This window comes from Pseudomonas sp. IPO3749 (genome assembly GCF_013386605.1).
GTDB lineage: Bacteria > Pseudomonadota > Gammaproteobacteria > Pseudomonadales > Pseudomonadaceae > Aquipseudomonas > Aquipseudomonas azotoformans_A.
On record NZ_JACARN010000018.1, the window covers coordinates 87,155 to 99,848 of the forward strand.

Below are 12,694 nucleotides of genomic sequence, written 5' to 3' on the forward strand. Positions count from 1 at the left end.
TTAAATAGATGGCTTGCGTGGGTGCGGCTGTTCGCGGGCCACCGTCAGGAACGGGTCCACCAGCGCTGGGCGCGCGGTGCCTCGGCGCCACGCCAGGCCGACGTCGAGGGTCTGGCTGAGGTCGGCTATCGGCCGTGCCTCAATGATGTCGCCTTCCAGGGACCAGGGTCGGTAGGTCATGTCCGGCTGGATCGACACGCCGAGGCCCGCCGCCACCAGGCTTCGCACGGCTTCGGTGGAGGCGGTGCGCAACGTCACGCGCGGTTGCAGGCCCGCGCCGGTCCACATGCGCTGGGCGTTGTGGCCCATTTCATCGACGTTCAGTTGAATCAGCGGTTCACGTGCCACATCGGCCAGGTTGATGCTGTCGTGTTCCAGCAGTGGATGTTGCGCCGGTAGCCACAAACGGTGCGGGGAGTGGGTGAGGACTTCGGTCTGCAGGGCGTGGCGGTCTTCGAGGTTGGAGAGGATCAGCACGCCCACATCGATTTCGCCGCTGACCAGCAAATGCTCGATATACGGGCGCTCATCCTCCATCACGCGGATTTCCACATTGGGGTAGGCGCGCTGGAATCGCGTCAGCAGGTCAGCGAGGTAATAACCGGCCACCAGGCTGGTCACGCCGATGATCAGTTGCCCGGCGACCTGGTCGGTGCTCTGTTGCAGGCTGCGCTTGGCGTTGTCGACAGTGGCAAGGATCAGGTGCGCCTGGCGCAGGAATTGATGGCCCTGGTGGGTCAGGGTCATGCCCTTGGCATGCCGGTTGAACAGGTTGACGCCGATTTCCTGCTCCAATTGCTGGATCGCCAGGGTCAACGTGGACTGGGAAATGAACGCGGTCTGCGCGGCGGCGGAGATCGAGCCGGTCTCGGCCACGGCGATAAAATGCCGGATTTGACGCAAGGTCATCATGCTGGAATTACCAGTGGGGTGTTTTTATAGATTTGTTCGAGTGTATATCGATTTAAGCGAAGGGCGGCCGCGTTACATCTGGAAGCACTCTAGATCGAGGCTTTTTGGCACTTAGTTTTACGCTGGGGGCCTATTGGTCCTATGAACCCTAGTGTCTGGAGGCTACGAATGAATACCCGTGGATTGCTCGATCAGTTGCTCAAGTCTGGCCAGGACATGTTGCAAAACAAGGCTGGCGGCCAGCGTAAACAGGACGACAAAGGTGCATTGGGCGGTTTGCTCGGCGGTGGCGGCCTGGGCAGCCTGCTCGGTGGCGCGGGCGGCGGTGCGTTGGCGGCCGGGGCCATGGGCCTGCTGCTAGGCAACAAAAAAGCCCGCAAATTCGGCGGCAAGGCCCTGACCTACGGCGGTTTGGCGGCATTGGGCGTGATTGCCTACAAAGCCTACGGCAACTGGCAGGCCAACCAGGCCAATGCACCCCAAGGCGAGCCGCAGACCATCGACCGCCTGCCACCGGCCCAGGTCGAGCAACACAGCCAAGGCATCCTCAAGGCACTGGTCGCCGCCGCCAAGGCCGACGGCCATGTGGACGAACGCGAGCGCGAACTGATCGAAGGCGAATTCACCAAGCTGGACAACGACCGCGAACTGCAAAGCTGGCTGCACGCCGAACTCAACAAACCCCTCGATCCGGCCGACGTAGCACGGGCTGCCGGCACGCCGGAAATGGCCGCCGAGATGTACATCGCCAGCGTGATGCTGGTGGATGAGGAAAACTTTATGGAGAAGGCCTACCTCGACGAACTGGCGCGCCAGCTGAAACTGGAGCCGGGTTTGAAGCTGGAACTGGAAAAACAGGTGCGCCAAGCGACGCTCTGACCCCATCGCTTTATCGAAGACACCCCGGATGCCATAAAGGCCCGGGGTGTTTTTGCATTCTGTAAGCGCTACATCAAAACCTGTTGATAAATGAGGGCTGCTGCTCAGCTATACTCCCCGGCATTTGATCGGCCCTTCGAGGAATTACTGTGAAGAACTGGACCTTGCGCCAACGGATCTTGGCAAGCTTTGCGGTCATTATCGCCATCATGCTGTTAATGGTTGTGGTCTCCTATTCACGGTTGCTGAAGATCGAAGCCAGCCAGGAAGCCGTCCGGGACGACGCGGTGCCGGGGGTCTATCTCAGTTCGATGATCCGTAGTGCATGGGTCGACAGCTACTTGGAGACCATCGATATCATCGGCCTGCGCGACGAAAAAACCCTCACCAATACGGATAAGTCGGACTACAAGTCTTTCGAGGCGCGTATTGCGCAGCAGATGGCCAACTACGAAAAGACCATTCATGGTCAGGCCGACCGTATGGAGTTCGACAACTTCAAGGCCGCGCATATCACCTATAACAAGGTACTGGCGCAATTGCTGGAGCGCGTCGACGCCAATGACCTGGAGGGTGCGCGTACGTTGCTGGAAGAGCAACTGACGCCGATCTGGACCGAAGGGCGCATGAAGCTCAACGACATCATCACCGAAAACAAAAACGTCTCCGACCGCGCCACTGCGGCAATCGACGAGTCGGTGCTGTCGGCCAAGATCAGTATGGCCGTGTCGCTCGCCGTCGCCATCCTCGCCGCCGGCCTGTGCGGTCTGTTGCTGATGCGCGCGATCATGGCGCCGATGCAGCGTATCGTCGACATCCTCGAAACCATGCGCGACGGCGATTTGAGCAAACGCTTGAACCTGGAGCGCAAGGACGAGTTCGGCGCTGTCGAAACCGGCTTCAATGACATGATGACCGAGCTGACGGCCCTGGTGTCCCAGGCCCAGCGTTCATCGGTGCAAGTCACCACCTCGGTGACCGAGATCGCCGCCACCTCCAAGCAGCAACAGGCCACCGCCACTGAAACCGCTGCGACCACCACCGAAATCGGCGCCACCTCCCGTGAAATCGCGGCCACGTCCAAGGACCTGGTGCGCACCATGACCGAAGTGTCCACCGCCGCCGACCAGGCTTCGGTCGCCGCCGGTTCCGGCCAGCAAGGCCTGGCGCGCATGGAAGAAACCATGCACTCAGTGATGGGCGCCGCCGACCTGGTCAACGCCAAGCTGGCGATCCTCAATGAAAAGGCCGGCAACATCAACCAAGTGGTGGTGACCATCGTCAAGGTTGCTGACCAGACCAACCTGCTGTCGCTCAACGCCGCGATCGAGGCCGAGAAGGCCGGTGAATATGGACGCGGTTTTGCCGTGGTGGCCACCGAAGTGCGTCGCTTGGCCGACCAGACGGCCGTGGCCACCTACGACATTGAGCAGATGGTGCGCGAGATCCAGTCGGCGGTGTCCGCTGGCGTGATGGGCATGGACAAGTTCTCCGAAGAAGTGCGTCGCGGCATGTTTGAAGTGCAGCAAGTGGGCGAGCAGTTGTCGCAGATCATCCATCAGGTGCAGGCCCTGGCGCCGCGGGTGTTGATGGTCAACGAAGGCATGCAGGCCCAGGCCACCGGCGCCGAGCAGATCAACCACGCCCTTGTGCAACTGGGCGATGCCAGCAGCCAGACTGTCGAGTCTCTGCGCCAGGCCAGCTTTGCCATTGACGAGCTGAGCCAGGTGGCGGTCGGTCTGCGCAGCGGCGTGTCGCGTTTCAAAGTCTGATGAGCGACCTCGCGGCTAAACGCGGCGCCGTCCCGGCAGCGAAAAAGGCGTTGTTCCTGGTGTTCTGCATCGGCAACGAACGTTACGCCCTCAAGGCCACCGAAGTGGCCGAGGTGCTGCCGCGCCTGCCGTTGAAACCCATCGCCCATGCGCCGCTGTGGGTGGCGGGCATTTTTGCCCACCGTGGCGCGCTGGTGCCTGTGATCGACCTCAGTGCCTTGACCTTTGGCACCGCCGCCCAGGCGCGCACCAGCACGCGGCTGGTACTGGTCAATTACCAGCCCGAGCCCTGGATTGAAGCGCGCTGGCTGGGACTGATCCTGGAGCAGGCCACCGACACGCTGCGTTGCGACCCGACGGAATTTCAGCCCTACGGCCTCGACAACCGCCAGGCGCCGTACCTGGGGCCGGTACGCGAAGACGCGTTGGGCTTGATGCAATGGATCGGCGTGAACGACCTGCTCACCGATGAGGTGCGCGCCGTCCTGTTTTCTGCCGAGCTGAGCCTATGAGCAGCGATCCGCGGTTCTTTGCCTTCCTTAAAGAGCGCATCGGCCTGGATGTCGCGTCGGTGGGCGAAGCCATCATCGAGCGCGCGTTGCGTCAGCGCAGCCAGGCCGTCAATGCGCAGACGGCCGGCGAGTACTGGCAGCACCTGCAAAGTTCCGAGGATGAGCAGCAGGCGCTGATCGAAGCGGTGATCGTCCCCGAAACCTGGTTTTTCCGTTACCCCGAATCGTTCGCGACCCTGGCCCGCTTGGCCAAGGCGCGGCTGATCGAAATCAAGCAGATGCGCGCACTGCGTATCCTCAGCCTGCCGTGCTCCACCGGTGAAGAGCCTTATTCGATTGCCATGGCATTACTGGACGCTGGCCTCGCGCCACACCAGTTCAAGGTGCTGGGCCTGGATGTCAGCCCGCTGTCGGTGGAGCGTGCGCGGCGCGGGGTGTATGGCAAGAACTCGTTTCGCGGTGGCGATATCGCCTTTCGCGATCGCCATTTCACCGAGTATGGCGACGGTTACCACATTGCCGACCGTGTGCGCGAACAGGTGCGCCTGCAAGTGGGCAACCTGCTCGATCCGGGCTTGCTGGTGAATGAGGCGAGCTACGACTTCGTGTTCTGCCGCAACCTGCTGATCTACTTCGACCAGCCGACCCAGAAGCAAGTGTTCGACGTGCTCAAGGGCTTGACCCACGTGGACGGCGTGCTGTTTATCGGCCCGGCTGAGGGCAGCCTGCTGGGGCGCCATGGCATGCGTTCAATCGGGGTGCCGCAGTCGTTTGCCTTCAGTCGGCATGCCGAGCCGGTCAAGCCGGAGCCCGTGTTTGTACCGATTGCCGCGCCTATCCCGCAACGCAGTGCCGCACCGATTCCGACCAAACCACGGCCGTTCAGCACGGCCAGCGCCCAGGTTGTGCCGATCAAGGCGCCGCACACCGATGCGGGCGACCTGCTCAGCCGCATCGCCACCCTGGCCAATGAAGGCAAGAGCACCGAGGCCCGCGCCGCGTGCGAGCAGTATTTGAGCAACCACCCGCCGGCCGCCCAGGTGTTCTACTGGCTCGGGCTACTCAGCGACGTGGCTGGCAGTGCCCTGGAAGCCCAGGGTTATTATCGAAAAGCCTTGTACCTGGAACCCCAGCACCCGCAGGCCTTGATGCACCTGGCCGCGTTGCTCGAATCCCAGGGTGACAGTGCGGGGGCGCGCCGCCTGCAGGTGCCCGTAGCGAGCGAGCTGACAGTGAGTCCAAACGATGAGTAACACCGAAGCGCTCGACACCGCCGGCCTGGACCTGACCCTGGCCGACACCCAAGCCATCGACGACTGCTGGAACCGCATCGGCATCCATGGCGACAAATCCTGCCCGCTGTTGGCGGACCATATCCATTGCCGCAACTGCTCGGTGTACTCGGCGGCAGCCACGCGATTGCTGGACCGCTACGCCTTGCATCAGGATGCGCATCGCGCGCATACCGCTGCTGAGTTGGGCGAAGACGTGGTCACCCGTTCCTTGCTGATGTTCCGTCTCGGCGAAGAATGGCTGGGCATTGCCACCCGCTGCCTGGTGGAAGTGGCGCCCTTGCAACCGATACATTCCCTGCCCCACCAACGCTCGCGCGCCTTGCTCGGCGTGGCCAATGTGCGCGGCGCGCTGGTGGCGTGCCTGTCGCTGGTAGAACTGCTGGGCCTGGAAACCACCAGCAACGGCGCCAGCGGTGGTCGCATCATGCCGCGCATGCTGATCATCGCAGCCCAAGACGGCCCGGTAGTGGTGCCGGTGGATGAAGTCGACGGTATCCACGCCATCGATGAGCGCACCTTGAAGGCGGCTTCGGCCTCCGGCACCCAGGCCAGCGCGCGCTACACCCAAGGTGTGTTGCAGTGGAAAGGCCGCAGCCTGCGTTGGCTGGACGAGGCGCAATTGTTGTCCGCCGTGACCCGGAGCCTCACATGACCCCCGACCAGATGCGCGATGCCTCGCTGCTGGAGCTGTTCAGCCTGGAAGCCGACGCGCAGACCCAGGTGCTGAGCGCGGGCCTGCTGGCCCTGGAGCGCAACCCGACCCAGGCCGACCAGCTTGAGGCCTGCATGCGCGCTGCCCACTCGCTCAAGGGCGCGGCGCGAATCGTCGGGGTCGACGCGGGCGTCAGCGTCTCCCATGTGATGGAGGATTGCCTGGTCAGCGCGCAGGAAGGTCGCCTGTACCTGCAACCCGAACATATTGATGCGTTGCTGCAAGGCACCGACCTGCTGATGCGCATCGCCACGCCCGGCAATGACGTGGGGCCTGCGGATATCCAAGCCTATGTGGCGTTGATGGAGCGCCTGTTGGACCCGTCCCAGGCGCCGGTCAAAGCGCCACTGCCGCCACCGGAACCTGCGCCTGTGGTTGAAGAACTGCCGCCGGAGCCCGCGCCTGCGCCGCCGGTGGCCGCCGAGCCGCTGCGCCAGAACAAGCGCATGACCGAAGGCGGTGAGCGTGTGTTGCGGGTGACTGCCGAACGCTTAAATAGTCTGCTGGATCTGTCGAGCAAATCCCTGGTGGAAACCCAGCGGCTCAAGCCTTATTTGGTCAGCCTGCAGCGCCTCAAACGTATTCAAAGCCAGAGTGTGCGGGCCCTGGATGCCTTGGACGGGCAACTCAAGACCCAAAATCTGAACCTGGAAGCCCAGGAAGCACTGGCCGATACCCGCCGCTTGCTCAGTGAAGCTCAAGCCCTGTTGGCGGAAAAAACCGCCGAACTGGACGAATTTGGCTGGCAGGCCGGACAGCGTGCCCAGGTGCTCTATGACACCGCACTGGCCTGCCGCATGCGCCCGTTTGCCGACGTGCTGGCCGGCCAAGTACGCATGGTGCGCGATCTTGGCCGCAGCCTCGGCAAGCAGGTACGCCTGGAGATCGAGGGCGAAAAGACCCAGGTCGACCGTGACGTATTGGAAAAGCTCGAAGCGCCGCTCACCCATCTGTTGCGCAATGCCGTTGACCACGGCATCGAAATGCCTGAGCAACGCCTGCTGGCGGGCAAGCCGGAGGAAGGTTTGATCCGCCTGCGCGCGTCCCACCAGGCCGGCTTGCTGGTACTTGAATTGAGTGATGACGGCAATGGCGTCGACCTGGAACGCCTGCGCGGCACCATCGTCGACCGGCATCTGTCGCCGCTGGAAACCGCTCTGCGCCTGAGCGAAGAAGAATTGCTGACGTTCCTGTTCCTGCCGGGGTTCAGCCTGCGCGACAAGGTCACCGAAGTGTCCGGGCGTGGTGTCGGTCTGGATGCGGTGCAGCATATGGTCCGCCAACTGCGCGGCGCAGTGGTACTTGAGCAGACGGCGGGGCAGGGCAGTCGTTTCCATCTGGAAGTGCCATTGACCCTGTCGGTGGTGCGCAGCCTGGTGGTGGAAGTCGGCGAAGAAGCCTACGCGTTCCCATTGGCCCATATTGAGCGCATGTGCGACCTGGCGCCGGACGACATCGTGCAACTGGAAGGCCGCCAGCATTTCTGGCATGAGGGCCGGCATGTTGGCCTGGTCGCCGCCAGCCAGTTGTTGCAGCGCCCGACGGGGCAGAGTCAGTCGGACACCTTGAAGGTCGTGGTGATCCGCGAGCGCGACGCCGTGTATGGAATTGCCGTGGAGCGTTTTATCGGCGAGCGTACCCTGGTGGTGCTGCCGCTGGATGATCGCCTGGGCAAGGTCCAGGATATTTCCGCCGGCGCATTGCTGGATGACGGCTCGGTGGTGTTGATCGTTGACGTTGAAGACATGCTGCGTTCGGTGGACAAGTTACTCAATACCGGTCGATTGGAACGGATTGCCCGGCGCAGCCAACAAACCACCGAGGCACCGCGTAAGCGGGTGTTGGTGGTGGATGACTCGTTGACGGTGCGTGAGTTGCAACGCAAATTGTTACTTAATCGTGGTTATGAAGTGGCCGTGGCGGTCGATGGCATGGACGGCTGGAACGCCTTGCGCTCCGAAGACTTTGACCTGTTGATCACTGATATTGATATGCCTCGTATGGACGGTATTGAATTGGTCACACTCTTGCGCCGTGACAGTCGCTTGCAATCTTTGCCGGTGATGGTGGTGTCCTACAAGGATCGCGAAGAAGACCGACGCCGTGGACTGGACGCCGGCGCCGACTATTATTTAGCCAAAGCCAGTTTCCATGATGACGCCCTGCTGGACGCCGTGGTGGAGCTGATCGGAGGCGCGCGCGCATGAGGATTGCGATCGTCAATGACATGCCCCTGGCGGTGGAGGCCCTGCGCCGCGCCTTGAGCTTCGAGCCAGCGCATCAAGTGGTCTGGGTGGCCGCCAATGGCCTGGAAGCGGTGCAGCGCTGTGCCGAGCTGACGCCGGACCTGATTCTGATGGACCTGATCATGCCGGTGATGGACGGCGTGGAAGCCACCCGCCAGATCATGGCCGAGACCCCGTGCGCCATCGTGATTGTGACCGTCGACCGCCAGGCCAACGTCAGCCGGGTGTTCGAAGCCATGGGTCACGGCGCCCTGGACGTGGTGGACACACCGCCCCTGGGCGTGGGCAACCCCAAGGATGCGGCGGCGCCGCTGCTGCGTAAAATCCTCAATATTGGTTGGCTGATCGGCCAGCGCGGCAGCCGCGTACGTGCCGAGGCAGCGCCGCAACGTGCCACCGGTAAACGCCAGAGCCTGGTGGCAATCGGTTCATCGGCCGGTGGCCCGGCTGCCCTGGAAATCCTGCTCAAGGGCTTGCCCCGGGACTTTTCCGCGGCCATTGTGCTGGTGCAGCATGTGGACCAGGTGTTCGCCGCCGGCATGGCCGAGTGGCTGGGCAGCGCCTCCGGCCTGCCGGTGCGCCTGGCCCGTGAAGGCGAGCCCCCGCAAAGCGGCGTGGTGCTGCTGGCCGGCACCAACCACCACATTCGGTTATTGAAAAATGGCACGTTGGCCTATACCGCAGAGCCGGTGAACGAGATATACCGGCCTTCTATCGATGTGTTTTTCGAAAGCGTGGCCAGCCATTGGAATGGCGATGCCGTCGGCGTACTGCTGACCGGCATGGGGCGCGACGGGGCCCAGGGCCTCAAGTTGCTGCGTGAACAAGGTTATTTGACCATCGCCCAGGATCAGCAAAGCTCGGCGGTGTATGGCATGCCCAAAGCGGCGGCGGCAATTGATGCTGCTGTTGAAATTCGCCCACTGGACAGAATTGCGCCCCGATTGCTGGAGGTCTTTGCAAAGTGAACATGACTTCTCGCGGTGCCGGCTTGCAGGTAGTAATTCAGGTGACTGCACATGAATGATTTACAGATCGACGACATCAAGACCGACGAAAACGCCGCCATGGTGTTGTTGGTCGACGACCAGGCCATGATCGGCGAAGCCGTGCGGCGTGGCCTGGCCCATGAAGAAAACATCGACTTCCACTTCTGTGCCGACCCGCACCAGGCGATTGCCCAGGCGATCCGTATCAAGCCGACCGTGATCCTGCAGGATCTGGTGATGCCTGGCCTCGACGGCCTGACCCTGGTGCGTGAATACCGTAATCACCCGGCCACCGCGAATATTCCGATTATCGTGCTGTCCACCAAAGAAGATCCGCTGATCAAGAGCGCGGCGTTTTCGGCCGGGGCCAATGATTATCTGGTCAAACTGCCGGACAACATCGAGTTGGTGGCGCGTATTCGCTATCACTCGCGCTCGTACATGACCCTGTTGCAGCGGGATGCGGCTTATCGTGCGCTGCGGGTCAGCCAGCAACAGTTGCTGGACACCAATCTGGTACTGCAACGGCTGATGAACTCCGATGGCCTGACCGGGCTGTCCAACCGTCGTCACTTTGATGAATACCTGGAGCTGGAGTGGCGTCGGGCCATGCGTGATCAGACTCAGTTGTCGTTGTTGATGATTGATGTGGATTTCTTCAAGACCTATAACGACAGTTTTGGGCACGTTGAGGGTGATGAAGCCTTGCGCAAGGTGGCGGCGACCATTCGTGAGGCCAGCAGTCGGCCTTCGGATTTGCCGGCGCGCTATGGGGGTGAGGAGTTTGCGTTGGTATTGCCGAATACTTCGCCCGGAGGGGCGCGACTGGTGGCGGAAAAACTGCGGATGGCGGTGGCAGCACTGAAAATCCCGCATAACGCACCGACCGAGGGTTCGAGCCTGACTATCAGCATTGGGTTGTCGACAATGACACCGCAGCAGGGGACGGATTGCCGGCAGGTGATCTTGGCGGCGGATAAGGGCCTTTATACGGCCAAGCATAACGGGCGCAATCAGGTAGGGATTGAATGAAGCCTGCGTCGCCATCAATGCTTGATTGATGGCGGCGCATTGTTATTTATAATTTTAAAGTTTGTAAGTTTCTGTGAGCTTTAGTGCTCTGCATATTTAAAGTTACAGTCAAGTGCTGAACCAGACCTCTCCAAGTGCCACAGATTAATTGCTATCAATACTTCAGCAAGAGTGGCAATTATTATGATAACGGCACCCGTTCAAACCCATCTCCCATATAACGCGGCCCCCACTGTTGCTCTCGAGTATTCCTCCGGCAACGCCGAGGCAACCAACAATTCCTCATCCCCTCAAGCTGCACGAGATTCATCGAGTCATACTGTTGCGTCCCGTGAACGCCGAGCCTTCTCTGGTCAGCTTCGCGCCGGGCTCATGAACGCCCCTGATTCGTCCTCCAGCAGTCGGCTGGAAGTACCTGAGGGTCGCGCATGGAACCTATTGTCCGGTGCGCAAGCCCTGAATAAAACTCAGCGTGAGGAACTGAACACCTATGTCAATGGCCACACAGGTGTCGATGGCCAGACATTGTTGGATTTACTGGTGGCTTCTGCGGGTTCAACACTTAACCCTCAAGACGGCCCGGGAAAACAACTGCGTAATTTGTTTGAAAGTTCTGCTGCCCAAGCACTTGGCGAGCAATTGGCGTCGCACTTCAAGGGTACCATCAATGCCAGCGCCGAAGATTGGGTCAAGATTGCACTGATCAATCAACTGGATCGATCAGCGGGAACCGAGCATCGAAAGATCGCCGGCTATGACGTCCAGCAAAGCAGTAACCAAGGTAAATCCTATGGTGAAATTACCCGTGATTTCGCGGCGCACCTAGTGACCGCTGGCAAGGCGAATGAACAGAATTCAATGGCGATGGCACACTTGTTATTGGCTGGAGTCGCTCCGGAACTGACGCTCGCGGGCGTCCCGCCCACACTGCAATTCGGCAGCATCGAGTCAGTCAACCTGGCTGCAGCTGTTCACTATTTTGCAAATATGTTACCCCGTGTCCTTAATAACGATGAGGTGTTGGTAGAGGACGCTGTCAACTATTTCAACACCGCTAAGGAGGAGGGGCATGCGCTATCCAAAAAGCAAAGCTTTATGTTGGCGGCCATGGATTGGGCCAGGCTCAACGGTGTTGTGCACAACAATCCGAATTACGAATATAGCGAACAGGAATTCGCCACTGCGGGGGCTGAAGTTGCCCGTCGAATAAAGATCATGTCAGACGCAGCGACCACGTTGAATGAACCGCTCAAAACCCGCACGGAACTGGCGACTGAAGCGTTGGAAGGGATATATTCTGACGAAGACGATGAGCCTGATTTAACATCGGATATACTCCGGCGGTGGCCTAGAGGGCGCTATGAGTTGACGTTGATCACTTCACTTCTTGATCTTTATTTGAGCGAGAAGTTTGATAGTTTTGATGAATACCACTCAATGGACACCCACAAGCTCAAATATCTACCTTTTGTGCCTGAGCTGAAAAAGTTAGAAAGTCCCGCTGCTCTTTTCGAAGCGTCATACACTAAACATTTGAACTCGCAAAGGGCAGCCTTTACTGAGATTTTCAAATTGGAGTTGGAGGGCTTGCCCGCACAGGATAAAGCAATTTTGGCCAGTGCTGATATTACTGTTAGTGGTCGTACACTTGAGCGCGATCCCGACAGTCCGCATTACAAGTTTCTCGATGCGCCTCTAAAGGTATTGATAAAGGCAGTTACGCCGGCTCCAGACCCCAAGATTTACTATTATGTAAGAAGTCATGACGTGGCAGGTATCCGTCGGGCTGATGGTATCGAAAAAAAGATGCATTTATCGCTCGCCTTCAATTATTTTAACTCTCATGAATGGGCGCGTTGGGATGCCTCCCACGCAAGCGAACTGGACAGTGACACGTCGAAGGTGGCCAAGCACCGGTTGGATGCCTTGGCCGGCACATTGAGTCGGTATTTCCGGCCTGATAACCAACAAGTTAAAGCAGAAGCCTATGGTGTTACCGAGGCTGAGCGTAAACAGGCGAAAAACAAAGCATTTCACAATTTTTTACTTGGGTTTATTCCTTTTTACAACTCGGTGAAAAACTTTGCGGCAGGCAATATCAATGACGGTTTTTTCTACCTGGGGGTTGATGTGCTAGGTATTGTTGCTGGGGCTATCAAAGGGGGGAGCTTGTTAGCGGAAGTGGTGACGAGCTCCGCCGTGAAAACCCCCTTCAAGGTGATGAAAACAGTTACAACCTGATCGTGGCTAAAGGCGGTTTCTTTGGCAGGAGCCGCCTGATCAGGTTCTTTTCAAGCGAGTCTGTCAGGTAGGGTTCCGTCACTACAATCGACCAAGCGGGCTGC

General features: G+C 59.8%; 9 protein-coding genes and 1 pseudogene. 9 read left to right on the plus strand and 1 reads right to left on the minus strand.

From position 1 onward, the window contains the following. A complete protein-coding gene (locus tag HX812_RS08865) occupies positions 1 to 912 on the minus strand; it encodes a LysR family transcriptional regulator (RefSeq protein ID WP_003209548.1) in 912 nt (303 codons plus the stop codon). 168 nt (positions 913 to 1,080) lie between these two features. On the opposite strand from HX812_RS08865, the gene HX812_RS08870 reads away from it, so the two are divergent. The 9 genes and pseudogenes from HX812_RS08870 (at position 1,081) to HX812_RS08910 (ending at position 12,590) form a co-directional block, all read left to right on the plus strand. Then, entirely contained in the window at positions 1,081 to 1,791 is a 711-nt protein-coding gene (locus HX812_RS08870; protein ID WP_038849291.1) for a tellurite resistance TerB family protein, read from the plus strand. Between the two features lie 149 nt (positions 1,792 to 1,940). After that, the gene (locus tag HX812_RS08875) at positions 1,941 to 3,563 is read left to right on the plus strand and encodes a methyl-accepting chemotaxis protein (protein ID WP_038849289.1); all 1,623 of its coding nucleotides are present in this window, start codon (positions 1,941 to 1,943) and stop codon (positions 3,561 to 3,563) included. Further along, a complete protein-coding gene (locus HX812_RS08880) occupies positions 3,563 to 4,075 on the plus strand; it encodes a chemotaxis protein CheW (RefSeq protein WP_038849287.1) in 513 nt (170 codons plus the stop codon). Before HX812_RS08875 ends, HX812_RS08880 begins: the two co-directional genes overlap by 1 nt. Continuing rightward, positions 4,072 to 5,324, plus strand: a pseudogene (locus HX812_RS08885) (CheR family methyltransferase). Before HX812_RS08880 ends, HX812_RS08885 begins: the two are co-directional and overlap by 4 nt. After that, positions 5,321 to 6,022, plus strand: coding sequence for a chemotaxis protein CheW (locus HX812_RS08890; RefSeq protein WP_038849285.1), 702 nt, complete (start codon positions 5,321 to 5,323; stop codon positions 6,020 to 6,022). The pseudogene HX812_RS08885 and the gene HX812_RS08890 overlap by 4 nt, the downstream one beginning before the upstream one ends. Beyond that, on the plus strand, positions 6,019 to 8,289 hold the full coding sequence (locus HX812_RS08895) for a hybrid sensor histidine kinase/response regulator (RefSeq protein ID WP_038849282.1): 2,271 nt from the start codon (positions 6,019 to 6,021) through the stop codon (positions 8,287 to 8,289). Before HX812_RS08890 ends, HX812_RS08895 begins: the two co-directional genes overlap by 4 nt. Next, a complete protein-coding gene (locus HX812_RS08900; RefSeq protein WP_038849278.1) occupies positions 8,286 to 9,296 on the plus strand; it encodes a chemotaxis response regulator protein-glutamate methylesterase in 1,011 nt (336 codons plus the stop codon). Before HX812_RS08895 ends, HX812_RS08900 begins: the two co-directional genes overlap by 4 nt. Before the next feature lie 51 nt (positions 9,297 to 9,347). Then, positions 9,348 to 10,349 (plus strand): diguanylate cyclase domain-containing protein, encoded by a 1,002-nt coding sequence (locus HX812_RS08905; protein WP_033899969.1) that lies wholly within the window; start codon positions 9,348 to 9,350, stop codon positions 10,347 to 10,349. A gap of 372 nt (positions 10,350 to 10,721) precedes the next feature. Next, on the plus strand, positions 10,722 to 12,590 hold the full coding sequence (locus HX812_RS08910; RefSeq protein ID WP_152514746.1) for a hypothetical protein: 1,869 nt from the start codon (positions 10,722 to 10,724) through the stop codon (positions 12,588 to 12,590). The last annotated feature ends 104 nt before the right edge of the window (positions 12,591 to 12,694 follow it).